Raw genomic sequence first — 25137 nt, forward strand, 5'->3', positions numbered from 1 at the left:
ACATCGGTCATCGTGCTGGCTATTGCAGAGAACTGGACAGTCATAAAGGCTTTGCGGCATAGTCGCCGGGTTCTGACAATTGCTCACAGATAACATAGGAACCGCCGATGGCGACGCTACTCGTTCTGCACGGACCCAACCTGAACCTGCTCGGCACTCGTGAACCGGGCACCTACGGCGCCACGACGCTGGCGCAGATCAACCAGGACCTGGAACGCCGTGCCCGCGAAGCCGGTCACCATTTGCTGCACCTGCAAAGCAACGCCGAGTACGAATTGATCGACCGCATCCACGCTGCCCGCAGCGAAGGCGTGGACTTCATTTTGATCAACCCAGCAGCTTTTACACATACAAGTGTCGCATTACGTGACGCGCTGCTGGCGGTGAGCATCCCATTCATCGAAGTGCATTTGTCTAACGTGCACAAACGAGAACCTTTCCGCCATCACTCTTACTTCTCCGACGTAGCGGTGGGAGTGATCTGCGGCCTTGGCGCCAGCGGTTATCGACTGGCCCTGGAGGCCGCCCTGGAACAGCTTGAACAACAAGTTAACCGCCCCTGACCGACCCTTGGGAGTTGATGATTCATGGATATCCGTAAAGTTAAGAAACTGATCGAATTGCTGGAAGAGTCCGGCATCGACGAGCTCGAGATCAAGGAAGGCGAAGAGTCCGTACGCATCAGCCGTCATAGCAAGACCCCGGCTCAGCAGTACTACGCGCCAGCTCCAATGCATGCTCCGGTTGCCGCGCCTGTCGCTGCCGCCGCTCCGGCTGCTGCTGCACCTGCTGCTGCCGCCGCGCCAGCACTGAACGGCACCGTTGCCCGTTCGCCGATGGTCGGTACTTTCTATCGCAAGTCTTCGCCAAGCTCGCCGTCCTTCGTGGAAGTCGGCCAGACCGTGAAGAAAGGCGACACCCTGTGCATCGTTGAAGCCATGAAGATGATGAACCACATCGAAGCTGAAACCAGCGGTGTGATCGAATCCATCCTCGTCGAAGACGGCCAGCCGGTTGAGTACGACCAACCGCTGTTCACCATCGTTTGAACCGCGGAGAGCCTTTGATGACTGCGAAGTTGGAAAAAGTTCTGATCGCCAACCGCGGTGAGATCGCCCTGCGGATCCTGCGCGCCTGCAAAGAGATGGGCATCAAGACCGTCGCCGTTTACTCCAAGGCTGACAAGGAACTGATGCACCTGGGCCTGGCAGACGAATCCGTCTGCATCGGTCCGGCATCGGCCGCCCACTCCTACCTGCACATTCCGGCAATCATTGCTGCGGCCGAAGTGACTGGCGCCACCGCCATTCACCCGGGCTACGGCTTCCTTGCGGAAAACGCCGACTTCGCCGAACAGGTCGAGAACTCCGGCTTCGCGTTCATTGGCCCGAAAGCCGAAACCATTCGCCTGATGGGCGACAAGGTATCGGCCAAGCACGCCATGATCGCCGCCGGCGTTCCGACTGTTCCGGGCTCTGACGGCCCGCTGCCGGAAGACGAAGAAACCGCTCTGCGCATTGGTCGCGAAGTCGGTTACCCGGTGATCATCAAGGCCGCTGGCGGCGGCGGTGGTCGCGGCATGCGCGTTGTGCATAAAGAAGAAGACCTGATTTCCTCGGCCAAACTGACCCGCTCCGAAGCTGGCGCGGCGTTCGGCAACCCGATGGTCTATCTGGAAAAATTCCTGACCAACCCACGCCACGTGGAAGTTCAGGTACTTTCCGATGGCCAGGGCCACGCTATCCATCTGGGCGACCGCGACTGCTCGCTGCAACGTCGTCACCAGAAGGTTCTCGAAGAAGCGCCGGCACCGGGCATCGACGAGAACGCACGTGAGGAAGTACTCGCACGCTGCGTCAAGGCTTGCATCGATATCGGTTACCGTGGCGCAGGCACTTTCGAGTTCCTGTACGAAAACGGTCACTTCTACTTCATCGAGATGAACACTCGTGTCCAGGTAGAGCACCCGGTTTCAGAAATGGTCACCGGTATCGACATCGTCAAGGAGATGCTCAGCATCGCCGCCGGCAACAAGCTGTCGTTCACCCAGGATGACGTGGTCATCCGCGGTCACGCGCTGGAATGCCGGATCAACGCCGAAGACCCGAAAACCTTCATGCCGAGCCCGGGCACGGTCAAGCATTTCCACGCCCCAGGCGGCAACGGCGTTCGCGTCGACTCGCACCTGTACAGTGGTTATGCCGTTCCGCCGAACTACGATTCGTTGATCGGCAAGCTGATCACCTACGGCGCAACTCGCGACGAAGCCATGGCGCGCATGCGCAATGCGCTGGACGAGATCGTGGTCGACGGGATCAAGACCAACATCCCGCTGCACCGCGACCTGACCCGCGATGAAGGCTTCTGCAAAGGGGGCGTGAACATTCACTACCTCGAGCACAAGCTGGCTGGCGAGAAGCACTAAGCTTCGACCCCATCGACAAAGCCGCCTTCGGGCGGCTTTGTTGTATCTGGACATTACTGCGCACCGTATCTCTGTGGCGAGGGAGCTTGCTCCCGCTCGGTTGCACAGCAACCGCAAAACCATCAAGCCGGGCCAGACCAGACAGAACCGTGCCTGCCGTTTTGGGATCGCTTCGCGCTCCAGCGGGAGCAAGCTCCCTCGCCACAGGTCTTTCGTTCACACCTGAACTCTACCAACCCGGTCGTCATCTGCCCCGCGCTCGCGTAAACTTGCGTCCTTCTCGCAGCCCACCAGGCTGCAATCAATATTTTTCAAAGGTGCCCGCCATGCCTTGGCTGCAAGTACGTCTCGCCATCAGCCCAGAACAAGCCGAAACCTATGAAGACGCTTTCCTTGAAGTGGGCGCCGTGTCGGTGACCTTCATGGACGCCGAAGATCAGCCGATCTTCGAGCCGGAACTCAACACCACGCCGCTGTGGTCCCACACGCACCTGCTGGCCCTGTTCGAAGGCGGCACCGAGCCAGGCCCGGTACTGGCCCATCTGGAACTGCTGACCGGCAGCCCGCTGCCCGAGCACCACAGCGAAGTGATCGAAGACCAGGACTGGGAGCGCAGCTGGATGGATGGTTTCCAGCCAATGCAATTCGGCCAGCGCCTGTGGATCGTGCCGAGCTGGCACGCCGCACCAGAACCTGACGCGGTGAACCTGCTGCTGGATCCGGGCCTGGCGTTCGGCACCGGCACCCACCCGACCACCGCACTGTGCCTGGAATGGCTCGACGGTCAGGACCTGAAAGACTGCAACGTGCTGGACTTCGGCTGCGGCTCGGGGATTCTGGCGATCGCTGCCCTGTTGCTGGGCGCCAAAGAGGCCGTGGGCACCGATATCGACGTGCAGGCGCTGGAAGCCTCCCGCGACAACGCCGGGCGCAACGGTATCGCCGATGAACTGTTCCCATTGTATTTGCCGGAAGACCTGCCGCAGGTGCAGGCCGACGTGCTGGTGGCCAACATTCTCGCCGGCCCTCTGGTGTCCCTGGCGCCACAGCTGTCCGGCCTGGTCAAGTCGGGCGGTCGCCTGGCGCTGTCGGGCATCCTCGCCGAACAGGGTGACGAAGTCGCTGCCGCCTACGCCAAGGACTTCGATCTGGATCCGATCGCCAATCGCGATGGCTGGGTGCGCATCACTGGCCGTCGGCGCTAGAATGATTGCCTGCATAATCCGGATCGCCGCATGACCGACAGCTTCGTCACCCAGTGCCCGCATTGCCAAACCAGCTTCCGCGTTAGCCATGCCCAATTGAGCGTGGCTCGCGGGGTAGTTCGTTGCGGCTCCTGCCTGCAGGTGTTCAATGCCGCCAGGCAGCTGCTTGAGCAGGCCGGCAAGGAAGCACCGGTCGCGATGCCGCTCCCGCCTGTGCAGCCTGAGGAACCCCCTGAGTCATCAGCGCCGCGCGCCATCAGCCAAAAGCAATGGAGCGCGACTGAACTGGACCTGGACAGCCTCGACCTCGACGAAGAGCTCGCCCGGCTCGAACAGCGGGAAATCCAGCCGACTACCGAACTCGGCCGCCATCGCGAGGACTCGCTGAGTGCCCGTCGCGACAGCAACGAGCATGACGACGAGGAGCCGTGGTCCGACAGCCTGTTCAGTGAGTCGGCGGCCGATCGCGCGCAACTCGACGAACCGCTCGACAGCCTTGAAACGCCAGAGCCGATGGTCGAACCGAGCAAAGCCTCGCGCACCGAACCTTCGCTGTCCCTGGAACCGGTTGATCTCGACGACGAACCGCAGCCACCCCATTTGCGACTGCACGACCCTCTCGATGCGCCGCTGAACCGCGAACGCCTGTCGGCCGCCGACGAGAGCGAAATCGACGACAACCTGCCCTCGATCGAACCGCTGCGCAAGCGACGCGAACGCAGCGAGCCGGGCGTGCGTGCCGAAGTGCTGCAAGACCTGACCGACGATCCGCTGCAACTGGACTGGCAAAAACGCCGCTCGCCCTGGGGCCGACGGTTGTTGTGGCTGCTACTGGTGCTGATTGCCGCTGGCGCCCTCGCCGGCCAGTACATCGCCTACCATTTCGACGAACTGGCGCGACAGGATCAATATCGCCCGTGGTTCCAGCAACTGTGCCCGCAAATCGGCTGCACCGTGCCCTCCAAAGTCGACATCGCGAAAATCAAGAGCAGCAACCTGGTGGTGCGCAGCCATCCCGAGTTCAATGGCGCCCTGGTGGTCGATGCGATCATCTATAACCGCGCGCCCTTCTCCCAGCCCTTCCCGCTGCTGGAACTGCGCTTCGCCGACCTCAATGGCCATCTGATCGCCAGTCGTCGCTTCAAGCCTGGCGAATACCTCAATGGCGATCTCGAAGGCATGGCGGAGATGCCTCCGCAAACGCCGATCCACATCGCCCTGGACATTCTCGACCCAGGTGCCAAGGCCGTGAACTACAGTCTGAGCTTTCACTCTCCGGAGTGAAACGCTTCATTGTTCCCGGATTAACGCCGGCTTTCTGACTGCCCCGGGCGAACCAAACCACGGGTAATAACAGAATAACTGTTCAGAATTTGTTCAATTCAGCCTTTATCCAGTCATCGAGAGCGGGTATCATGCCAACCCTTTTTCGAACTCTCATGATCCGGCCCCACAACAGGGAAGTCCTATGTCGGCGGTACGCATCGGCCCATACACATTACATAACAGCTTGATTCTCGCCCCCATGGCGGGAGTCACCGACCAGCCCTTTCGTCAGCTGTGCAAGCGCTTGGGTGCGGGACTGGTCGTCTCGGAAATGGTCACCAGCGACATGAGTTTGTGGAACACCCGCAAGTCGCGCATGCGCATGATCCACGAAGGTGATCCCGAGCCACGCTCGGTACAGATCGCCGGTGGGGACGCGCAGATGCTGGCGGACGCCGCCCGTGCCAACGTTGAAATGGGTGCGCAGATCATTGATATCAACATGGGCTGTCCGGCAAAAAAAGTCTGCAACAAGGCTGCCGGTTCCGCACTGTTGAAGGATGAACTCCTGGTAACCGAGATCCTGCAGGCCGTCGTGGCTGCGGTCGATGTGCCGGTTACCCTGAAGATCCGGACCGGTTGGGACCGGGACAACAAGAATGGCCTGACGGTGGCGAAGATCGCCGAGCAGGCAGGCATTACGGCGCTGGCGGTGCATGGCCGCACCCGTGCCGACCTGTACACCGGTGAAGCCGAGTACGACACCATTGCCGCGATCAAGCAAGCAGTGTCGATCCCGGTCTTCGCCAATGGCGATATCGATTCGCCGGAAAAAGCCCGGTACGTGCTCGACGCGACCGGTGCCGATGGCCTGTTGATTGGCCGGGCTGCCCAGGGGCGGCCATGGATTTTTCGCGAGATCGACCATTTCCTGCGTACCGGCGAGAAACTCCCGGCGTTGGAACTGATCGAGGTGGAACGCATTCTGCTAGAGCATCTGGCCGCCCTGCACGCCTTCTATGGCGATGTCATGGGCGTGCGCATTGCTCGAAAGCATGTGGGCTGGTATCTCGCAACCCTGCCGGGCGCCAGGGAGTTTCGCGCCCACTTCAATCGTTTGGATGGTACGGATACACAATGCGCCAACGTTCGGGCGTTTTTCGCCGAGCGTTACAAGAGCCTGACAGGGGACGGAGAGTGGGTGGCCGCATGACGATGATGACCGAGACTTTAGTGAGTGGAACAACACCCGTGAGCGACAACGTGAATTTGAAACAGCACCTCAATACGCCAAGCGAAGAAGGCCAGACCCTTCGCGGGAGTGTCGAGAAGGCGCTGCACAATTATTTCGCCCACCTTGAGGGCGCTGCCGTCACGGATGTGTACAACCTGGTGCTCTCCGAAGTCGAGGCCCCCCTGCTCGAGTGCGTAATGAATTACGTCAAGGGCAACCAGACCAAGGCCAGTGAGATGCTCGGGCTGAACCGGGGCACGCTGCGCAAGAAACTCAAGCAGTACGATTTGCTGTAAGCATTCAATCAAACCAGAAAGGCGCCCGCGTAAAACCGGTCGCCTTTTTTGCTGACTTCCTTTGCTTTTGATGGAAATTGAGATGACCGACCAGACTACCCGCCTGCCGATCCGCCGCGCCTTGATCAGCGTTTCCGACAAGACCGGGATCCTCGAATTCGCCAAGGAGCTTGAAGCCCTGGGCGTCGAGATCCTCTCCACCGGTGGGACGTTCAAGCTGCTGCAGGACAACGGCGTTGCCGCAGTGGAAGTCGCGGATTACACAGGCTTTGCCGAAATGATGGACGGCCGGGTGAAGACCCTGCACCCGAAAATCCACGGTGGGATCCTCGGTCGTCGCGGTATCGACGACGCCATCATGAACGAGCACGGCATCAGGCCGATCGACCTGGTAGCGGTCAACCTGTACCCGTTCGAAGCCACCATCAACAAGCCAGGCTGCGACCTGCCGACCGCCATCGAGAACATCGACATCGGTGGCCCGACCATGGTTCGTTCGGCAGCGAAAAACCATAAAGACGTGGCGATCGTGGTGAACGCCGGCGATTACGCCAACGTACTGGAAAACCTGAAAGCCGGCGGCCTGACCTACGCCCAGCGTTTCGACCTGATGCTCAAGGCCTTCGAACACACTGCCGCCTACGACGGCATGATCGCCAACTACATGGGCACCGTGAACCAGACGGCTGAAACCCTGAGCACCGAAGGCCGCAGCGAGTTCCCGCGCACCTTCAACAGCCAGTTCATCAAGGCCCAGGAAATGCGCTACGGCGAGAACCCGCACCAGAGCGCGGCGTTCTATGTTGAAGCCAAGCCTGCCGAAGTCGGCATCGCCACCGCGACCCAGCTGCAAGGCAAGGAACTGTCGTACAACAACGTGGCCGACACCGACGCCGCGCTGGAATGCGTGAAGAGCTTCGTCAAGCCGGCTTGCGTAATCGTCAAGCACGCCAACCCGTGCGGCGTGGCTGTCAGCCCTGATGCCGAAGGCGGCATCCGCAAGGCCTACGACCTGGCCTACGCCACCGACACCGAATCGGCATTCGGCGGCATCATCGCCTTCAACCGCGAACTGGACGCTGAGACCGCCAAGGCCATCGTCGAGCGTCAGTTCGTCGAAGTGATCATCGCTCCGTCGGTCAGCGAAGAGGCCCGCGCCATCGTCGCTGCCAAAGCCAACGTACGCCTGCTGGCCTGCGGCGAGTGGTCGGCTGACCGCGCTGCTGCCTGGGACTACAAGCGCGTTAACGGTGGCCTGCTGGTACAGAGCCGCGACATCGGCATGATCGGCGCCGACGACCTGAAAGTAGTGACCAAGCGCGCACCGAGCGAGCAAGAAATCCACGACCTGATCTTTGCCTGGAAAGTTGCCAAGTACGTCAAGTCCAACGCCATCGTCTACGCCAAGAATCGCCAGACCATCGGTGTCGGCGCCGGCCAGATGAGCCGCGTGAACTCGGCACGTATTGCGGCCATCAAGGCTGAGCACGCTGGCCTGCAGGTAGCCGGTTCGGTGATGGCTTCCGACGCTTTCTTCCCGTTCCGCGACGGTCTGGACAATGCGGCCAAGGCGGGCGTGACTGCCGTGATCCAACCAGGCGGCTCGATGCGTGATGCCGAAGTGATTGCTGCTGCCGACGAAGCCGGCATCGCGATGGTATTCACCGGCATGCGCCACTTCCGTCACTAATACGGCAACGGTCGCACTGACGCCGGCATCTGCTGCGTTGGAGCCCACCTCGATGATGCTCATTGCCAGAAGGCAACTCCGCTCATCGAGGTGGGCTCCGCTTTGCATCTACCGGCGTCATTGCAACCTCCCAGGGCGTGAAGCGCTTTGGGTCCTAAACAGAATTAGCGTCATCCGAGGTTTTTGAAATGAATGTTTTGATCATTGGCAGCGGTGGCCGTGAACACGCACTGGCCTGGAAAGTGGCTCAGGATCCGCGCGTGCAGAAGGTTTTCGTAGCTCCGGGCAACGCCGGTACCGCCATCGAAGCCAAGTGCGAGAACGTCGCCATCGACGTACTGGCGCTTGAACAACTGGCAGACTTTGCCGAGAAAAACGTTTCCCTGACCATCGTTGGCCCTGAAGTGCCACTGGTTGCCGGTGTTGTGGACCTGTTCCGCAGCCGCGGCCTGGATTGCTTCGGTCCGACCGCTGGCGCTGCGCAGCTGGAAGGTTCCAAAGCCTTCACCAAGGACTTCCTGGCTCGCCACAAGATCCCGACTGCCGACTACCAGAACTTCACCGAGATCGAGCCGGCCCTGGCTTATCTGCGTGAAAAAGGCGCTCCGATCGTGATCAAGGCCGATGGCCTGGCCGCCGGTAAAGGCGTGATCGTCGCCATGACCCTGGCCGAAGCCGAAGACGCCGTGCGTGACATGCTGGCGGGCAATGCCTTTGGCGATGCGGGTTCGCGCGTGGTCATCGAAGAGTTCCTGGACGGCGAAGAAGCCAGTTTCATCGTCATGGTCGACGGCAAGAACGTACTGCCGATGGCCACCAGCCAGGATCACAAACGCGTCGGTGACGGCGACACCGGTCCAAACACCGGTGGCATGGGTGCTTACTCCCCGGCGCCAGTGGTCACCGCCGAAGTGCACAAGCGCGTCATGGACCTGGTGATCTGGCCGACCGTGCGCGGCATGGCCGAGGAAGGCAACGTCTACACTGGTTTCCTGTACGCCGGTCTGATGATCGACAAGGCTGGTAACCCAAAAGTCATCGAATTCAACTGCCGCTTCGGCGACCCTGAGACCCAACCGGTGATGCTGCGCCTGCAGTCGAGCCTGGTGCTGCTGGTCGAGGCCGCCCTGGCCCAGGCGCTGGACAAAGTAGAAGCACAATGGGATCCACGCCCGAGCGTCGGCATCGTCCTGGCCGCTGGCGGCTATCCTGGTGACTACGCCAAAGGCGTGGCCATCAAGGGGCTGGATGCAGCCGCCACACTGGAAGGCAAAGTCTTCCACGCCGGTACTGCGCTCAATGACGGTCAAGTCGTAACGGCCGGTGGTCGGGTGCTTTGCGCCACGGCCATGGGTGCCAGCGTCGACGCTGCACAACAACAAGCCTACAAGCTGGCGGCTTCGATTGATTGGGAAGGCTGTTTCTATCGCAAGGACATTGGCTACCGCGCCATTGCCCGCGAGCGTGGCGAAAACCAGGAATAAGGTAAACACCGCGCCAGGCAATGAACACCGTTTATTGCCTGGCTATTCCGGCGCCGCGCATCGTTATATTCTGGCATCAACCTAACGAAGGGATTTCGCCGTGCGCTGGCTCAGGATTGCCATAAGCTTGACCGTCACGTTGCTGACCTTGCTCTGCATGCTACCGGCCCAGGCCGCGCAAGGCAGTGGCTGGGCGGTATTGCTCGACGAACAGGGCGATCTGCAACTGAGCGACATCCGCTCCGCACGCTACACCAATCAATTCAGCCCCATAGAACTCGACCGCATTACCGCAGCCGAACCCGATGGCGCGCTATGGTTGCGATTCAGGCTTGCACCGGGCAAACACGAACAATTGCTGCGGGTGTTCGCGCCTGACCTGCGTCAGTTCAACATGTACGTACTGGACGGCGACACGCTGATCGATCAATCCAGCACGGGCAACGAACGCCCCCAATCCGAGCGACCATTGCCCAGTAGCGACTTCATGCTGGCCCTGCCGCAAAGCGACAACCCTCTCGACGTATACCTGCGACTGGCCTCCGACCACCAGTTACGGCCCTATATCACCCTGCAATCGGCGATCATCTCGGCCGCCAACCAGAACCAGACGCTGGTCTATGGCCTGTTGTTCGGTTGCATCGCCATGCTGATCCTGCACAACCTCATCCGCTACACCTACACCCGCTCGCGCAGCGCCCTCTGGTTGGCGACGTGCGAAGGGTTGTTGATGCTCAGCCTGCTGTTGTTGCTGAACCTCGCCGGCCCCTGGCTTCCGGACTGGCATGCACTGCAAACGCCGGGGGCTTACCTGGCATTGATAATGACTGCGCCCTGCGGCCTGATGCTTGCCTATCGCTTCTTCGCCCCGCTCGGGCCGCATCCGCTGAACCGGTTGCTGCTTGGAGAGGTCCTGCTCATCACCGCCTGCGGGCTGATGCTGCTGTTCGTCAATACCTTGCCGCTGAACTTCATTACCTACGGCCTGGTAGCCCTGGCTGGCCTGACCATGCTGTTCATCAGCGCCTATCACTGGCAAAAAGGTTATCGCCCGGCTCGCTTCTTCGTGGCGGCCATGGTGGTGTTCAATCTTGGGACACTGGTCATCCTGCCCGCGCTGTTGGGGCTGACCCTGATCGAACCCCATGGCCTGATCACCACATTGCTGGCGTTCATCTGCATCAGCGGCCTGTTGATGAGCATTGCGTTGAGCGAGCGCCAGCGCCGCATCACCGAAGACCGCTTCAGCATCAGCCGTGACCTGGCGGCCAGCAACGCCGAGATCAACGCCAAGGCCGAGTTCCTGGCGAAGATCAGCCATGAGATCCGCACCCCGATGAACGGCGTCCTCGGCATGACCGAGCTGCTGCTGGGCACGCCGCTATCGGTCAAGCAACGCGACTATGTGCAGACGATCCACAGCGCCGGCAACGAACTGCTGACACTGATCAACGAAATTCTCGACATTTCCAAACTCGAGTCCGGACAGATCGAGCTGGACGATGTGCAGTTCGACCTCAACGCGCTGATCGAAGACTGCCTGAGCATCTTCCGCGCCAAGGCCGAGCAGCAAAACGTCGAGTTGATCAGCTTCATCCAGCCGCAAGTGCCGCGGGTGATCAGCGGTGACCCTACACGCTTGCGCCAGACGCTGTTGAGCCTGCTTGAAAACGCCCTGAAAAAAACCGATGAAGGTGAAATCCTGATCGTCGTGGCGCTCGACGAGCGCAACACCAAACCACGCCTGCGCATCGCCGTGCAGGACAGCGGCGAGCCCATGGACGCCGAAGAACGCGACGCCCTGATGCACACCGAACTGCACAGCCGGCATTTTCTTTCGGCCACCCAGTTGGGCGGCAACCTGGGGCTGGTGATTGCCCGCCAGCTGATCCGCTTGATGCAGGGTGAATTCGGAATCAAGAGCGGCAACAACCAGGGCAGCACCCTGTGGCTGACCCTGCCGCTGGACCCGGATCGCCTCGAACACCCGACCTCCGACCTCGACGGCCCACTGCAGGGTGCGCGGGTATTGGTGGTGGACGACAATGACACCTGTCGCAAGGTGCTGGTGCAGCAATGCAGCGCCTGGGGCCTGAACGTCAGCGCCGCGTCTTCCGGCAAGGAAGCGCTGGCCCTGCTGCGCACCAAGGCTCATTTGCGCGATTACTTCGATGTGGTCCTGCTGGACCAGAACATGCCAGGCATGACCGGCATGCAACTGGCGGCCAAGATCAAGGAAGACCCGAGCCTGAACCATGACATCCTGCTGATCATGCTCACCGGCATCAGCAACGCACCGAGCAAGATCATCGCGCGCAACTCCGGGATCAAGCGCATCCTCGCCAAGCCGGTGGCCGGCTACACCCTCAAGACTACCCTGGCCGACGAACTGACCCAGCGCAACAAAGGGCTCGTCGCGACCCAGCCCGTACCAAGCGGCCCGGCTTTGCCGATCAAGGTCCCCTGCGACTTCCGCATTCTGGTGGCTGAAGACAACAGCATCTCGACCAAGGTGATCCGCGGCATGCTGAGCAAGCTCAATCTGCAACCGGATACCGCCTGCAACGGCGAAGAAGCCCTGCAGGCGATGAAAGCCCAGCGTTACGACCTGGTGCTGATGGACTGCGAAATGCCGATCCTCGACGGCTTCTCGGCCACCCAGCAATTGCGCGCCTGGGAAGTCGGCAACCAGCGGGTTCGCACCCCTGTGGTGGCGTTGACCGCCCATATCCTTGCCGAACACAAAGAGCGTGCGCGCCAGGCTGGCATGGACGGACACATGGCCAAGCCGGTGGAACTGTCGCAGTTGCGCGAACTGATCGAGCACTGGGTTGCCCAGCGTGACCAGCAGAATCGCACGACAACCCAAACGTCCTGAGCCGACAGACTTCGCAACCCCTGATAGACTCCCCCCTCGACTTCCCTCGCCAGTGAGCCCGGCACCATGCTCCATGTGTTGTTCAGCGTTTATCTGAAGATGCTGGTGCTCTATAGCCCATTCTTCGTGTTGTCCTGTTTCATCAGCCTGACCCGTGGTTATTCGCGCAAGGAACAGCGTCGACTGGCCTGGAAAGTAGCGGTCGCCACCCTGGTCTCCAGCGTTCTGCTGTACTTGTTCGGACGGGTGATTTTCAGCGTGTTCGGCATTACCGTGGACGCATTCCGCATTGGCGCCGGCAGTGTGCTGTTCATCTCGGCGCTGGGCATGGCACAAGGCAAATCGGCGGTACAGACCGACAACGTGCAGCAGGATGTCACCATCGTTCCGCTGACCATCCCGCTGACAGTCGGTCCCGGTACGATCGGCGCCTTGCTAGTGATGGGCGTGAGCCAGCCGCACTGGGACGACAAGCTCACGGCCATTGTCAGCATTGCCCTGGCCAGTTTTACCGTGGGCGTGGTGCTGTTTTTGTCCGGCCGCATCGAGCGCATTCTCGGCGACCAGGGGCTACAGATCGTCAGCCGATTGATGGGGTTGTTCGTGTGCGCACTGGCGGCGCAGATCATCTTCACCGGGGTGAAGGGTTATCTGGTGCCTTGAACATAAAGCACTCCGGTTCTGGCAAATCGTGGGGCTAGCGGACTCGAAGCATCCAGGATGTCGCCGTGTGCCTCATCGCTGCACGGCGCCTGCTTCGTACTCCTCGCACCATTGATTCAAACCGTTTAACCCTTCCCCTTCTACACCCCTACAGGTTTCAAACAGACCAAAGACTATCAGCCTCTGAACCGGCTTGATTGAGTTCACTGCCTGCGACGCACAAATCTTTTAGCCAACACTTCTTTCCGATTCTGCGCCAGGATAAATTCGACATCATTTTTTACTTCAGCGTAAGCAGCAGGATTAAAGGCGAGAAAGTTGGAGCCCTGGTAAATATCGAGACTTGCAATTTTCAAATCCAAAAACAAAACCCCACCACCCACTTGATCTCCGACATGATTAACGGATGAAAACGAAACCATAACCAATCCGTTTTTCGTTTGCTCGCAAGGCAGCAAGGCCAGCTTTATACCCTTGGCCTTGGTAACTTCATAGTTGAAAACCTTGATTGTTTCAGGCTCTTTTTCCAATGCTGACAATGTGCTGTCGGCGACGGCACTTAGCACGGTCGCACCGGGAATGGCAGCTTTTGCCGCTTCAACGCCCGCCTGGATAATAGAGGTGACAACATTTTTCATTGTCCCGCTACCAGACCTTTTTTTGTATTCGATACTCGCGTTGATGGGAACAGAACACCCCATATCCTCCATGCACTGGAGAAAGGCTCGGTGCCAGGCGGCGGGGCTATGACTGTCTTTAGTCTCGCGATCGGCCTCCAACTTCGAAAACTTTATGAGGTTTTCGATAATCGTCATATTTTCAAGCGAAATATTATCGCCATAACCAATGAGCGTATTGCCCAAAACCAAAGCATCCAATTCCTTGGTAGGACTCGAATCGTTCAATGCCTTGGGTGAACTCGACGCAGTGGTCGACATTAACGCTTTTGCACGAGGAGCACTGCTCAACAACGCCTTTGACCTGGCAAGACGCGCCTTCCCAATATCGGTGCATTGTTTATGAGTGACAAAACCTTCTACGATTTCCATATCGAACTACTCCTTTTAAATTCGTTTAAGTCTCCTGCAGAGACAAAACGAATCTAAATCACCCCAACTCTGCTATCAAACCCGATTGAATGTCGACATATGTAAGCACCCATCAACCATGCAGCAGTTGTCGAGCCGCTCAGCCCGAACAACACTGCACCAAACAGTGATATTAAATTAGTTAATATCGCTTAATTTATCACCATAACTACGCGGCGTATAAACCCACGGCATTCCTTGGGAGCGATGAAACACGCGAGTCGTGGATGAACCAATCAACACCATGGTCCGCATGTCGACCTGGTCTGGAGTCAATTGAGAAAGCGTCGTCACGCGTAGTGTCTGCCCCGGGCGTCCGACATCACGCCCTAGCACAACTGGCGTTTCAGGTGCGCGATGCTGAGCGACGATCTCCAGCGCACGCCCCAATTGCCAAGGTCGGGAACGCGAGATCGGATTGTAGAACGCCATTGCCAGATCAGCTTGCGCTGCCAGATCCAGACGTTTTTCAATGATCGACCAGGGCTTGAGGTTATCCGACAGCGACAGCACACAGAAGTCATGACCCAGCGGCGCACCAGCCTGGGCGGCCGTCGCCAGCGAGGCGGAAACCCCCGGCAAAATCTCGAGATCGACGTTGTGCCAATGGACGTCGGTGGACTCGTGCAGCGCCTCAAGCACCGCCGCGGCCATGGCGAAAACACCCGGATCACCTGAAGAAACCACCACCACCGAACGCCCTTGGGCCGCCAACTCGAAAGCGTGACGGGCGCGCTGCATCTCTTCGCGGTTGTCGGTGCAATGCAGCACCTGATCGTCGCGAAACGGCCCGGCCATGCGCACGTAGGTTTCGTAGCCCAATACATCGTTGGCGCGGGCCAGTTCAGCCTTCACGGCCGGCACCATCAGTTCGGCGGCCCCCGGCCCGAGGCCGATCACCGCCAGCCGTCCACGCGGGCGGCCGATCTGCAACGGGTCCAGCGGCTGGTCTGCGACTGCAATGGCAACAGTGTCGTTACCAAGCATGGAAACGGGCCGACCCATGGCAGTACGCAGACGTTCGCCAAGTAACTGCCCTGCGTGGGCAAAGCGCAACGGCACGCCCAGTTCAAGTGCTGCCTCACGCAACGCCGGATTGGCCATTTCGGTATCGGCGGCCAACAGGCAGGCCAGCGACTGCACGGCAATTCTTACCTGATGCAACGCCTCGCGCACCGCCTCTGCGACGTTCACCAGGCCAGCGTCCACGGCGACCACCACATTGCGCGGGTAGATCAACAATTCGTTGGCCGCAGGTGCCCGTTCGGCATGACCGACATGAACCGCCAGTCGGGCCAGCGCGTCTTCGGGCAATTGCGCCTGCGCCAACCACGGGGCCTCACCCTCAATACGCACCGTTTCGCCGGCGAGCAGATCGGAAACGAAACGCTTGCCCAGTTCCAGGTCGCCAAGGGCATAACCACTGGGCGGGTTGAGCAGGCACGTGCCGAAACGCAACTCGCCGCTGGTGGTGATCGCCGCCGCGACTTCCAGCGTGGCGGCAATCTCCCGCGCCATCACGTTTACTCCGCCAAGACCACCCAACAGTGGAACCACGGCGCTGCCGTCTTCGGCCACTGCCAATACCGGTGGTTCGGCGCCTTTTTCCAGCAGCAAGGGCGCCAGCGTGCGGATCACGATCCCGGCCGCGCACAGGGCAATGATCGGTGCACCCTGTTGATAGAGCTCGCGCAGGGTCGCACCGAATTCGTGATAGACCCGATCCGCGCCTTCGACCCGTTCGGCCAGGCCGTGGATCAGGGCGTCGGGATACAGCTGCTGAATGCTGCGTGCGGTAGCGAGGCTGCCATTGCCAAGAATGACAATCGCCGGAACTGGACGGGTCATCAGCCTTGCCACCTTTCGCCGGGAACGATGATCAGCGAGAAATACGGCGAGGACATCGGCTCGACCTGGTCCAGCGGCACGATCTTCTGATTGGCCATGGTCGCGCGCTCGACGTACAAAGCGCGCTCGGCCAGGCCGAGTTCTTCCAGTACCTGGCGAACCTTGGGAAAGTTGCGCCCCAGTTTCATGATCACCGCCGCATCGGCATCGGCCAGGCGACGCTTGAGTTCGTCGTGCGGCAGCACACCGGACAACACCGACAGACTCTGATTGCGATACACCAGCGGCGCACCGAGCACCGAGGCCCCGCCGAGCATCGAGCACACACCGGGCACGACTTCAGCCTGATAACGTTCGGCGAGCCGGTCGTGCAAGTACATGTAGGAGCCGTAGAAGAACGGATCGCCTTCGCAGATCACCGCCACGTCGCGACCGGCATCGAGATGCGTCGCCAGTTCGTCGGCGGCGTCATCGTAGAAGTCGCTGATCACTTGTTCGTAGGACAACGGTGCCGGCAACGCTTCGGTGGTCACCGGGTACACCAGCGGCAACAGATTCTGTGCATCCTGCAGATGCGCCTCGATGATGCCGAAGGCGTTGCCTTTCTTGCCCTTGGCCACGAAGTACGCCACTACCGGCGATTCGCGCAGCAAGCGCAGGGCCTTGACGGTAATCAGTTCCGGATCACCAGGGCCGACGCCGAGGCCGATCAAACGTCCAGGTTGCTGCATCATTCGATCTCCGTGGCGAGGGCATTGACGGCGGCGGCGGCCATGGCGCTACCGCCCAGGCGACCCTGCATGATGACAAAAGGCACGCCACGACTGTCGGCTGCCAGCGCGGCCTTGGATTCGGCGGCACCGACGAAGCCCACTGGAAAACCGAGGATCAGCGCCGGTTTCGGCGCACCGGCGTCGAGCATTTCCAGCAAGTAAAACAGTGCCGTCGGGGCGTTGCCGATGACTACCACGCTGCCTTCCAGGTGCGGACGCCACAGTTCCAGCGCAGCGGCTGAGCGGGTGTTACCCAATTCACGGGCCAGTTCCGGAACACTCTCGTCGCGCAGGGTACAGATCACCGGATTGTTCGCCGGCAACCGCGCGCGGGTCACGCCTTCTGAGACCATCCGCGCATCGCACAAAATCGGCGCGCCGGCCGCCAGCGCATCACGCCCGGCCTTGCCCGCCCCTGCGGAAAACTGCAGGCCGTCGATGGCCTCGACCATACCGCAGGCGTGAATGACACGGACCGCGAGTTTCTCCAGATCGGCCGGGATTCGCTCGAGGTTGGCCTCGGCGCGAATGATCGCGAAGGAGTTGCGATAGATCTCCTGACCATCGCGGATGTAATCAAGCATCAAGGGGGCTCCGTGAGCGGGCGTCGAGCAGGGCCGCGACCGCTTCAATAGTAAGGTTGCGTGCGTGCAGCGCGCCGAAACCCGGCTGCGCTGCATCGCGAAAATAGAGATCGTAGTGACCGTGGGCGACGGCCAGTAATGTGACGGGCGCCGTATGCGCGGCGGCGCAGGAGCGCGGGCAACCGCTCAGGTGCATGTTCAGTGCCGGTCCATGGCTGTGCAGCAGCGCGGCCAGTTGCAGGGCATCGCCCTTGGTCTCGGCCAACCCCTTGGCGCAACCGCTGGAACCGGTGCAGGCGATCAACCTGGACAATGGCTGACCGGCTTCACAGGACAAGCCCAAGCGTTGCAAACGCCCCATGACTTCGGCGGCATTGTCCATGCGGACATTGGGCAGCAGCAAGCTTTGCCAGGGTGTGAAGCGCAGGCTGGAATCACCAAACTCGCGTGCCAGGTATGCCACCCCCCGCAGCATCGCCGGATCAAGCCGCCCCAGCGGCGGGACGGCCCCCACATAGATAACACCGGACTCGGCCTGGGGATGGGCACCCAGGTGCAAATCACTGAAGCCCGAAACCCGCTGCCAACCGACAACGGCTCGCAGCGGCACTCGCTCGGCCAGCCGAAGCAGAACGTCCTCTATCGGGTACTCGGCCAGCAAATGGCGCATTCGCGCCTGCTCGGGGCGCGCCAGTTCAAGGAACAACTCAAGAACCGCGACCACCAGTGTGTGCCCGTCAGCCAGCGCAACCGAACCGGCGGGGCTGTCCGTCGGGCATCCCGCCAGACCGAACGCCAGCCGTTGTTCGCCGTCTTGCTCAAACGCCGAGAGCCACAGGTCATGGGGATGTTCGAGCATCGCCAGGTCTTCGCCGCCATCAAGTTGCACAGCGAACTTGGCACTGAGGTCGTAGAAGGCTTCGTGGCTTTGCAGTGTGGCGAGGATCTGCCCGGCCAGCGGGCGAGTGTCGAACAGCATGCGCCGATCGATCCCGGCGCCGGGGCTGAGCATCAGGTTGCGCACATCGTCGCCAGCCGCCGTGCGCGGCCCCAGATCGGCAGCCAGCAGGCTGTCGATCAACGCCGCTTGCTCGTTGCCAATGCCGCGGATCTGCAGGTTGGCCCGGTTGGTCGCCTCGATCGCTCCGCTGGCATATCGCTCGGCGACATCGGCCACAGCGATTGCCTGGTGCGCACCGATGGCACCACCGTCGAGTTTGATCCGGCAAATACCACCGTCCAATGCCTGGACGACACGCAACAACCCGGGACAGGCGGAAGGGCGCAAGCGGTTGGGTATCTGACGTGACTTCACAGGACGACCGGCACAAGACGAAGGACAGCATTATGCCTGCTTTGTCCGGCCGGATGAAAAACCCTGGCAGGTTGACGACGAAAAGCGCGTGATCCCGGGCCCAGGCTTTTCGCTTCAAGCGTGGACCGCCATCGCAAGTTCTAATTGAACACTCAGCGAAAACGCTAACAGCAAGAATCAATTCAACCAACCAGACTTATTTAAACCACACACCAACTCTTGTACTTTTCACCGCGCTCCGAAGAAAAACAACAGCAAAAAATCATCTATATCAAAGGAAAAAAATGAACATTGAAAAAGCGAATGGAATACTGACTGCCCACAATCTTATTTCGTGCACCGAAGAACTTTCGCTGCAAGATTACGACGACTTCACCCATTGCACACAGATAGCCACCCAGTCCGCTGACATGGTCGGCAGTCGCTTCGCCGACTCGACAACGTGGCTGAATGAATACGTTACGACGTTGAATTTCTTCGGCTGGTCTGTCTATCAGGATGCCATCTTCACCCGCACTCAACACTCTGTTTCGAAAAGCATTGCCGAGTTTCTGGTGCAAAGCGCTCAAACCATGCCGGATCGCCGGCAAGGGAACGCCATGATTGACACGCTCGACGCACTGAAACCCAACCAGCCGGCGCTTTATTCACTGGACCAACAAAGTTCCCTGGGAGAGCGCTTTCAAGTAATACCCACACGCTACGATTCAAAGGGGTTTCTTGAAATCGCAGTCTTTAATCTTGAATTAGTTACCACGATCAAAAAAAGTGGCTTTCTATTTTTTAACATGGAAGACCACGCTGCAAAAATCATCCAGCAACGCGCTTATCTTAAACTGGACAAAAACATACTCGAAAGCAAAAGGCCGCTCATGGAACGCAAGCGGCTCGAAATCATAATGAAGAGATTCGACCTGAAAAAGAACCATTAACGGGATAAGCCCCGACCACCTTTACAGACACTGGCGACAGGCGAATTCAATCCACACCGCGCTATGATGCACAACCGCCAGGTCGACACAGACCGGCAGCGTGATGATTTGGCTTCGATTGATAGAAGAGGAACGGCATGACCCCCTGGCTGACAGTGGTAGGCATTGGAGAAGAAGGCTTCAAGGGGCTTGGCAAAAATGCCCGACACGCTCTGCTGAACGCTACCCGGATCATTGGCGGTCAACGGCAGCTGGACTTGTTGCCAGCCTGCATCCGCGGTGTACGGCAATTGTGGCCCAGTCCTTTTGCCCTTGAACCGGTTTTGACGAAACAGGGAGAACCCGTTTGCGTCCTGGCCAGCGGTGATCCGATGTTTTTCGGGGTGGGTGCCAGTCTCTCCCGACATTTATCCAGCGATGAAATGCTTATTCTGCCCGCTCCCTCTTCCTGCTCGCTCGCCGCAGCGCGTATGGGTTGGCCGTTGCAGGAAGTGGTCACGTTGTCGGTGGTTGCCCGCCCCGTCGTCGCACTCAATGCGCAATGGTCCAGTGGCGTGCGCTTGCTGGTGTTGAGTAACGACGGCAGCAGCCCCGCCGCCATCGCCGCACTGCTGCGCGAACGTGGTTTCGGTCCGAGCCGGATGACTGTGCTCGAACATTTGGGCGGTGAAGCAGAGCGGCGTATCGACGGCATCGCCAATGACTGGATCGACCCTGTGATCGCCGACCTGAACCTGATCGCCATCGAGTGCATCGCCGAGCCAAACACGCTGCGTCTGTCGCGACTGGCCGGCCTGCCGGACTCCGCCTTCAAGCACGACGGCCAACTGACCAAACGCGATGTGCGCGCCATCACCCTCGCGCGCCTGGCCCCGATCCCCGGCGAACTGTTGTGGGACGTCGGTGCCGGCAGCGGCTCGATCGGCATCGAATGGATGCGCGCCCACCCCGCTTGCCGCGCACTGGCCATCGAGGCAGATGCGGGCCGGCAAGCGTTGATCGAACACAACAGCGATGCCCTTGGCGTACCCGGCCTGCAGCTGGTTCGCGGCAGCGCGCCGCAGGCATTGGCGGGACTCGAGCGGCCGGATGCGATTTTCATCGGCGGCGGTGTCACCCGCGAGGGCGTGCTCGATACCTGCTGGGCCGAACTCAAACCCGGTGGCCGGCTGATCGCCAACGCAGTCACCCTGCAAAGTGAAATGACCCTGATGGCCTGGCGCGAGCAACACGGTGGGGAGCTGACGCGAATTCATATCGCGCAAGCACAACCGCTGGGCGACTTCGACACCTGGCGCCAGGCCTTGCCGATTACCTTGCTGGAAGTGACGAAACCCTTCGATGCGTGACGAAACCGCCGAACAACCTGCCCCCCTGCGCAGTGGCCTGACCACCGGCAGTTGCGCCACGGCCACCAGCCTCGCCGCCGCGCGTCTGCTGCTGGATGGAACATCGACCGATGCGGTGGAAATCGTGTTGCCCAAGGGCAAACAGGTACAGATGCGTCTTGAGTTTTGCCGCCTCACAGAGGACGGCGCCGAAGCGGGAACCCTCAAGGACGCCGGTGACGATCCGGACGTGACCCACGGAGCCCTGCTCTACTCCCAGGTGCGCCTGAGCGCCGAACCGGGGACGCGCTTCAAGGCCGGTTGCGGCGTCGGTACCGTGACCCGGCCCGGGCTGGTGCTGGGTGTCGGCGAGCCCGCAATCAACCCGGTGCCTCGCAAAATGATCAGCGAACACCTGGCCCGACTGGCCGACGAACTCGGCTACAGCGGTGGTTTCGAGGTCACGGTCAATGTCGAGAACGGCGAGGCACTGGCACTGAAGACCATGAACCCGCGCCTGGGCATTCTTGGCGGCCTGTCGATCCTCGGCACCAGTGGCATCGTCCGGCCGTTTTCCTGTGCGGCCTACATCGCCTCGATCCACCAGGGTATCGACGTGGCGAAAACCAACGGTTACCTGCACATCGCCGCCTGCACCGGCAACGCCAGCGAAGACACCATGCGCCGGGTCTACAACCTGCCGGAAATCGCCCTGATCGAAATGGGCGACTTCGTTGGTGCCGTGCTCAAGCACCTGCGCAAAGTACCTGTGGATAAACTCAGCCTGTGCGGCGGTTTCGGCAAGATCAGCAAACTGGCGGCCGGGCACATGGATTTGCACAGTCGTCATTCGAGTATCGACCTGCCGCAACTGGCGCTATGGGCGGCGCAGGTCGGCGCCGATGCGGCGTTGCAGCAGAATATCCGCGAGGCCAACACCAGCCAGCAGGCACTGGCCATGGCCGCCGCGGCCGGGGTCGCCCTGGGTGATGCAGTCTGTCAGCACGCTCTGGATTTTGCCCGTAGCGTGGTGCCGGCACAGGTTCAGGTGGAAGTCTTTGCCATCGATCGCCAGGGCGGGATCGTTGGCCATGCGGGAGCATTTCAATGAAGCGCATCCTGCTGCTCGGCGGCGTGACCGAGGCCATGGCCATTGCCCGCACGCTGGGACCGCAGCATATCTACAGCCTGGCCGGTATCGGTCGGGTGCCGACCGATCTGCAATGCCAGGTGCGCGTCGGCGGCTACGGCGGTGCCGAAGGCCTGGCGCAATTCATTGACGATGAAGGCATCGATCTGCTGCTCGACGCTACTCACCCCTACGCCGCCCGCATCAGCCAGAACGCCGCGACTGCCGCGCGCTTGAGCGGCATCCCCTGCTGGGCGCTGCGCCGTCCGGCCTGGCAAGCCCAGGCGGGTGATGACTGGCGGGAAGTCCGCGATTGGGCCGAACTGATCGACGCCCTGAAGCCCTTCCGTCGACCGCTGTTCACCCTCGGCCGCGAGCCCCTGCAACACCTGGACGAAATTCCCGCGGAGCAATTCTGGACCCTGCGCGCACTGGATGTGTATCCGGGCAACGAGCGCTGCGAAGTGATCGGCGCACGTGGGCCCTTCCTGATCGACGATGAACGTGAGTTGTTCGAACGGCGAAACATCGACGTGCTGATCAGCAAAAACAGCGGCAGCACGGCGACCGAGCCGAAGCTGGAAGTGGCACGTGAGCGTGGGGTACCGGTAATTGTTTTGAAGCGGCCGGTGTTGCCGGGGGTTGATCGGGAGTTCCTGACGCCTGAGGAAACACTTGGCGCGTTGTCGGTCTTCGCTCATTAGGTCAGGATCATTGGCTTGCATGATAAGTAACCTATTTGTTACCGTCAGGGCTGCCTGTGATCACACTCGAAGAATACGTACAGGACAACGAAACCAGCCCCTTTGGTCGCTGGTTTTCCAGCTTGGATGCGCAAGCAGCGCTTAAGGTATCCACCGCGTTGCTGCGCCTCGAGTTAGGAAACACATCAAACATCAAGTGGTTCGACGGGCTCGGCGAGTACCGGATAAATTGGGGGCCGGGCTATAGAATCTATCTCGTTCAAGAAGGGAAGCACCTGATCATCCTTTTTGGTGGCGGTGACAAGTCCACACAAAAAACTGACATCAAGCAGGCGAAAGTACTGATAGCCGAGTTTCGATCCCGAAAAAAGACTGAACGACACCGGAGATAACGTCATGGCGCTCACCAGAAGCTACAAACACACCATTGCCGAGCGCGCCCAACGTGATCCCGAGTTCGCCCAGGCACTGTTGGATGAGGCTGCTACTCTGTTTCTTAACGGCGAACCCGAAATGGCGCGGATCATCCTTCGCGACCTCATCAACGCCACCGTTGGTTTTGAAGAACTGGCAAAGGAAACGGCAAAGCCCAGCAAAAGCCTCCATCGAATGTTGTCCGCCAAAGGCAACCCAAGCATGGACAACCTGGCTGCAATATTCGCCGTAATTCGCGCTACGCTTGGAGTAGAAATACAAGTACATGCGGTACGTGCGCACTGAGCTGACGTCTTTGTGCTGCGACACCAAACCGCACGCCGTCTTTTTACTTATCGGCCCTGATCAGGCTAAATAGCCCGCGCCTGATCGCCCACCCAAACGGATTTTGTCCCATGTCCCGACAACGGCTCGCAATTGCCTGGATAGCCTGCTTCGCAGTGCTGTTCAACATGCTCGCCATGCCGATGTCCGGAGCGATGGCGCAAACGGCGAAGTCACCAGCCGAACAGTTGTTGTGGGGCAGTTTCTGCAGTTCCAGCGGCACCCGTATGGTGGCGATTTCCATCGGGGACCTTGAACAGAAAGCCCCGCAAAGCGACGATCATTCCAACATGCAGCATTGCTGGTGCTGCTCGGGTTCTGCACCATTGGTGGCGTTGCCGGGACATTCGCCACAGCTGTATTTCGCGCACTTCGAATCCAACCGAAGCCTGCCCGCCACCTCGCTCGAAAGCCCCTCACCGCGCCAGCAATGGCCGAGTCTCAACCCCCGCGCGTCCCCTCTGGTGTGATTTTTTCTCGCAATTGACTGCGTTTTTAAATCGTTCCGGAGAACTGCCATGTTGAACAAACTCATCGTTCTGGCTGCGTTGCTGCTGCCTGCATGCTTTGCCAATGCCCACGAATACAAGGTCGGCACACTGGAAATCGCTCATCCGTGGTCCCAGGAGTTGCCGCCCAATGCACCCACCGTTGCGGCGTATTTCGTGATCAACAATCAAGGCAAGACCGCCGACCGCCTGCTCAGCGTCGACACCCCCATTGCGGGCGAAGCGCAATTGCATGAGCACGTGATGCAAGGCGACATGATGAAAATGCAGCACGTACCGAGCGTGGAAGTGCCCGCCGGTGGCGAGGTTACTTTCGCCCCCATGGCCTATCACGTGATGTTGCTGGGCCTCAAGGACCGCAGCCTGCTAGTTGATGGCAAGCGCTTCCCCATGACGCTGCACTTCGAGAAGTCTGGTGACGTGACGGTCGAAGTCGCGGTGCAGAAGCAGGCGCAGGACGCCATGCAAGCGCACGTGCACAAGCCGTAATCGCCTGAACTGAAAACGCCCATGCGCCCGCTTAGCGCCAGGTCATCCAGGTCACGCAATCAGGCATTGAGCCTGACACGCGGCAGCTGGGTCAGCCTGTTCGCCATGCTGATGATCTTTATCGGTCCGCTGATTTCTCAGTCGATGCCGATGGATTCGCGCGCCATGTCGATGAGCATGCCTGCCGGTATGAGCATGGACATGCCGATGGACATGTCGGCGATGGAGCATGCCGACCATTCCACGCAAGCCACCGCAGAGCATTGCCCGCCAGCCCCGGGGCACCATGTGCTGTGGGAAAAGTGCGGCTATTGCAGCCTGCTGTTCAATTGCCCGGCGCTGACCGGTGGCGTGTCTTTCGCCAACTTCGTCATCCCGTCCGTCAACACCTTCACCACCCCCTCCCCACGCCTGGGCCATGCCCGGCAAACCTTCTTCCCCGGCGCCCGCACCCGCGCCCCGCCCGTCGTCGCGTAAACACTTACTTCTGATTTCACACGGTCCGCAAGACAACCAACGCTCAATTCCACAGGGATTG

General features: G+C 60.1%; 25 protein-coding genes. 20 read left to right on the forward strand and 5 right to left on the reverse strand.

Annotated features, from left to right (window positions below):
- The first annotated feature begins 107 nt into the window (after positions 1–107).
- The 11 genes from aroQ (at position 108) to KGA96_RS17825 (ending at position 13141) form a co-directional block, all read left to right on the forward strand.
- Complete coding sequence (gene aroQ, locus KGA96_RS17775; RefSeq protein WP_007971361.1) at positions 108–563, forward strand: type II 3-dehydroquinate dehydratase; 456 nt, start codon at positions 108–110, stop codon at positions 561–563.
- 24 nt (positions 564–587) lie between these two features.
- Entirely contained in the window at positions 588–1049 is a 462-nt protein-coding gene (gene accB / locus KGA96_RS17780) for an acetyl-CoA carboxylase biotin carboxyl carrier protein (protein ID WP_046039963.1), read from the forward strand.
- Positions 1050–1066: 17 nt separating this feature from the next.
- Positions 1067–2425, forward strand: coding sequence for an acetyl-CoA carboxylase biotin carboxylase subunit (gene accC, locus KGA96_RS17785; protein ID WP_046039962.1), 1359 nt, complete (start codon positions 1067–1069; stop codon positions 2423–2425).
- Positions 2426–2751: 326 nt separating this feature from the next.
- The gene (prmA, locus tag KGA96_RS17790) at positions 2752–3630 is read left to right on the forward strand and encodes a 50S ribosomal protein L11 methyltransferase (RefSeq protein WP_046039961.1); all 879 of its coding nucleotides are present in this window, start codon (positions 2752–2754) and stop codon (positions 3628–3630) included.
- A 30-nt stretch (positions 3631–3660) separates the two neighbouring features.
- A complete protein-coding gene (locus tag KGA96_RS17795; protein ID WP_223514064.1) occupies positions 3661–4914 on the forward strand; it encodes a DUF3426 domain-containing protein in 1254 nt (417 codons plus the stop codon).
- 184 nt (positions 4915–5098) lie between these two features.
- Positions 5099–6109 carry a tRNA dihydrouridine synthase DusB gene (gene dusB, locus KGA96_RS17800; RefSeq protein WP_046039959.1) on the forward strand — a complete coding sequence of 337 codons (1011 nt, stop codon included), beginning with the start codon at positions 5099–5101 and terminating at the stop codon, positions 6107–6109.
- Positions 6106–6426 carry a DNA-binding transcriptional regulator Fis gene (gene fis / locus KGA96_RS17805; RefSeq protein ID WP_015093301.1) on the forward strand — a complete coding sequence of 107 codons (321 nt, stop codon included), beginning with the start codon at positions 6106–6108 and terminating at the stop codon, positions 6424–6426. The genes dusB and fis overlap by 4 nt, the downstream gene beginning before the upstream one ends.
- An 82-nt stretch (positions 6427–6508) precedes the next feature.
- Entirely contained in the window at positions 6509–8116 is a 1608-nt protein-coding gene (purH, locus tag KGA96_RS17810) for a bifunctional phosphoribosylaminoimidazolecarboxamide formyltransferase/IMP cyclohydrolase (RefSeq protein WP_223466379.1), read from the forward strand.
- Between the two features lie 188 nt (positions 8117–8304).
- Positions 8305–9600: a phosphoribosylamine--glycine ligase gene (gene purD / locus KGA96_RS17815; protein ID WP_223514065.1), complete on the forward strand. Its 1296-nt coding sequence runs from the start codon at positions 8305–8307 to the stop codon at positions 9598–9600.
- 100 nt (positions 9601–9700) lie between these two features.
- Positions 9701–12478, forward strand: coding sequence for a hybrid sensor histidine kinase/response regulator (locus KGA96_RS17820; RefSeq protein ID WP_046039952.1), 2778 nt, complete (start codon positions 9701–9703; stop codon positions 12476–12478).
- Positions 12479–12544: 66 nt separating this feature from the next.
- Entirely contained in the window at positions 12545–13141 is a 597-nt protein-coding gene (locus tag KGA96_RS17825) for a MarC family protein (RefSeq protein ID WP_008053960.1), read from the forward strand.
- Between the two features lie 203 nt (positions 13142–13344).
- Here the strand turns inward: KGA96_RS17825 and KGA96_RS17830 are convergent, their stop codons facing one another.
- The 5 genes from KGA96_RS17830 to cobG form a co-directional block, all read right to left on the reverse strand.
- Entirely contained in the window at positions 13345–14190 is an 846-nt protein-coding gene (locus tag KGA96_RS17830; protein ID WP_223514066.1) for a hypothetical protein, read from the reverse strand.
- Between the two features lie 177 nt (positions 14191–14367).
- On the reverse strand, positions 14368–16077 hold the full coding sequence (cobJ, locus tag KGA96_RS17835) for a precorrin-3B C(17)-methyltransferase (protein WP_223514067.1): 1710 nt from the start codon (positions 16075–16077) through the stop codon (positions 14368–14370).
- Positions 16077–16808 (reverse strand): precorrin-2 C(20)-methyltransferase, encoded by a 732-nt coding sequence (locus KGA96_RS17840; protein WP_046039991.1) that lies wholly within the window; start codon positions 16806–16808, stop codon positions 16077–16079. The genes cobJ and KGA96_RS17840 overlap by 1 nt, the downstream gene beginning before the upstream one ends.
- A complete protein-coding gene (locus tag KGA96_RS17845) occupies positions 16808–17434 on the reverse strand; it encodes a precorrin-8X methylmutase (RefSeq protein ID WP_046039946.1) in 627 nt (208 codons plus the stop codon). Before KGA96_RS17845 ends, KGA96_RS17840 begins: the two co-directional genes overlap by 1 nt.
- Positions 17427–18734 (reverse strand): precorrin-3B synthase, encoded by a 1308-nt coding sequence (cobG, locus tag KGA96_RS17850; protein ID WP_317850349.1) that lies wholly within the window; start codon positions 18732–18734, stop codon positions 17427–17429. The genes KGA96_RS17845 and cobG overlap by 8 nt, the downstream gene beginning before the upstream one ends.
- A 299-nt stretch (positions 18735–19033) precedes the next feature.
- Between cobG and KGA96_RS17855 the strand changes: the two genes are divergently transcribed.
- The 9 genes from KGA96_RS17855 to KGA96_RS17895 all read left to right on the forward strand — a co-directional run bounded on the left by KGA96_RS17855 (position 19034) and on the right by KGA96_RS17895 (position 25076).
- On the forward strand, positions 19034–19681 hold the full coding sequence (locus tag KGA96_RS17855; protein ID WP_223514069.1) for a hypothetical protein: 648 nt from the start codon (positions 19034–19036) through the stop codon (positions 19679–19681).
- A gap of 137 nt (positions 19682–19818) precedes the next feature.
- Positions 19819–21030: a precorrin-6y C5,15-methyltransferase (decarboxylating) subunit CbiE gene (gene cbiE, locus KGA96_RS17860; protein WP_223466372.1), complete on the forward strand. Its 1212-nt coding sequence runs from the start codon at positions 19819–19821 to the stop codon at positions 21028–21030.
- Entirely contained in the window at positions 21023–22120 is a 1098-nt protein-coding gene (locus KGA96_RS17865) for a cobalt-precorrin-5B (C(1))-methyltransferase (protein ID WP_223466370.1), read from the forward strand. Before cbiE ends, KGA96_RS17865 begins: the two co-directional genes overlap by 8 nt.
- A complete protein-coding gene (locus tag KGA96_RS17870; protein WP_046039937.1) occupies positions 22117–22842 on the forward strand; it encodes a cobalt-precorrin-6A reductase in 726 nt (241 codons plus the stop codon). The genes KGA96_RS17865 and KGA96_RS17870 overlap by 4 nt, the downstream gene beginning before the upstream one ends.
- A gap of 56 nt (positions 22843–22898) precedes the next feature.
- Entirely contained in the window at positions 22899–23234 is a 336-nt protein-coding gene (locus KGA96_RS17875) for a type II toxin-antitoxin system RelE/ParE family toxin (protein WP_046039935.1), read from the forward strand.
- Between the two features lie 4 nt (positions 23235–23238).
- On the forward strand, positions 23239–23562 hold the full coding sequence (locus KGA96_RS17880; protein WP_008016808.1) for a DNA-binding protein: 324 nt from the start codon (positions 23239–23241) through the stop codon (positions 23560–23562).
- Positions 23563–23672: 110 nt separating this feature from the next.
- Positions 23673–24071: a DUF2946 domain-containing protein gene (locus KGA96_RS17885; protein ID WP_223514070.1), complete on the forward strand. Its 399-nt coding sequence runs from the start codon at positions 23673–23675 to the stop codon at positions 24069–24071.
- 48 nt (positions 24072–24119) lie between these two features.
- Positions 24120–24599 carry a copper chaperone PCu(A)C gene (locus KGA96_RS17890; protein ID WP_046039930.1) on the forward strand — a complete coding sequence of 160 codons (480 nt, stop codon included), beginning with the start codon at positions 24120–24122 and terminating at the stop codon, positions 24597–24599.
- A gap of 21 nt (positions 24600–24620) precedes the next feature.
- Positions 24621–25076 (forward strand): DUF2946 domain-containing protein, encoded by a 456-nt coding sequence (locus tag KGA96_RS17895; RefSeq protein ID WP_046039928.1) that lies wholly within the window; start codon positions 24621–24623, stop codon positions 25074–25076.
- Positions 25077–25137: the final 61 nt, after the last annotated feature.

The organism is Pseudomonas sp. GL-R-26 (assembly GCF_019947365.1).
Lineage (GTDB): Bacteria > Pseudomonadota > Gammaproteobacteria > Pseudomonadales > Pseudomonadaceae > Aquipseudomonas.

Bases quoted from the DNA above. Each gene is read 5' to 3' on its own strand.
- cbiE (WP_223466372.1), top strand. From the start codon at position 19,819: ATGACCCCCTGGCTGACAGTGGTAGGCATTGGAGAAGAAGGCTTCAAG.
- KGA96_RS17830 (WP_223514066.1), bottom strand. From the start codon at position 14,190: ATGGAAATCGTAGAAGGTTTTGTCACTCATAAACAATGCACCGATATT.
- KGA96_RS17880 (WP_008016808.1), top strand. From the start codon at position 23,239: ATGGCGCTCACCAGAAGCTACAAACACACCATTGCCGAGCGCGCCCAA.
- accB (WP_046039963.1), top strand. From the start codon at position 588: ATGGATATCCGTAAAGTTAAGAAACTGATCGAATTGCTGGAAGAGTCC.
- KGA96_RS17845 (WP_046039946.1), bottom strand. From the start codon at position 17,434: ATGCTTGATTACATCCGCGATGGTCAGGAGATCTATCGCAACTCCTTC.
- KGA96_RS17795 (WP_223514064.1), top strand. From the start codon at position 3,661: ATGACCGACAGCTTCGTCACCCAGTGCCCGCATTGCCAAACCAGCTTC.
- KGA96_RS17865 (WP_223466370.1), top strand. From the start codon at position 21,023: ATGCGTGACGAAACCGCCGAACAACCTGCCCCCCTGCGCAGTGGCCTG.
- purD (WP_223514065.1), top strand. From the start codon at position 8,305: ATGAATGTTTTGATCATTGGCAGCGGTGGCCGTGAACACGCACTGGCC.
- cobJ (WP_223514067.1), bottom strand. From the start codon at position 16,077: ATGACCCGTCCAGTTCCGGCGATTGTCATTCTTGGCAATGGCAGCCTC.
- KGA96_RS17895 (WP_046039928.1), top strand. From the start codon at position 24,621: ATGCGCCCGCTTAGCGCCAGGTCATCCAGGTCACGCAATCAGGCATTG.
- KGA96_RS17855 (WP_223514069.1), top strand. From the start codon at position 19,034: ATGAACATTGAAAAAGCGAATGGAATACTGACTGCCCACAATCTTATT.
- KGA96_RS17890 (WP_046039930.1), top strand. From the start codon at position 24,120: ATGTTGAACAAACTCATCGTTCTGGCTGCGTTGCTGCTGCCTGCATGC.
- KGA96_RS17885 (WP_223514070.1), top strand. From the start codon at position 23,673: ATGTCCCGACAACGGCTCGCAATTGCCTGGATAGCCTGCTTCGCAGTG.
- KGA96_RS17825 (WP_008053960.1), top strand. From the start codon at position 12,545: ATGCTCCATGTGTTGTTCAGCGTTTATCTGAAGATGCTGGTGCTCTAT.
- KGA96_RS17870 (WP_046039937.1), top strand. From the start codon at position 22,117: ATGAAGCGCATCCTGCTGCTCGGCGGCGTGACCGAGGCCATGGCCATT.
- dusB (WP_046039959.1), top strand. From the start codon at position 5,099: ATGTCGGCGGTACGCATCGGCCCATACACATTACATAACAGCTTGATT.
- prmA (WP_046039961.1), top strand. From the start codon at position 2,752: ATGCCTTGGCTGCAAGTACGTCTCGCCATCAGCCCAGAACAAGCCGAA.
- KGA96_RS17840 (WP_046039991.1), bottom strand. From the start codon at position 16,808: ATGCAGCAACCTGGACGTTTGATCGGCCTCGGCGTCGGCCCTGGTGAT.
- accC (WP_046039962.1), top strand. From the start codon at position 1,067: ATGACTGCGAAGTTGGAAAAAGTTCTGATCGCCAACCGCGGTGAGATC.
- aroQ (WP_007971361.1), top strand. From the start codon at position 108: ATGGCGACGCTACTCGTTCTGCACGGACCCAACCTGAACCTGCTCGGC.
- purH (WP_223466379.1), top strand. From the start codon at position 6,509: ATGACCGACCAGACTACCCGCCTGCCGATCCGCCGCGCCTTGATCAGC.
- fis (WP_015093301.1), top strand. From the start codon at position 6,106: ATGACGATGATGACCGAGACTTTAGTGAGTGGAACAACACCCGTGAGC.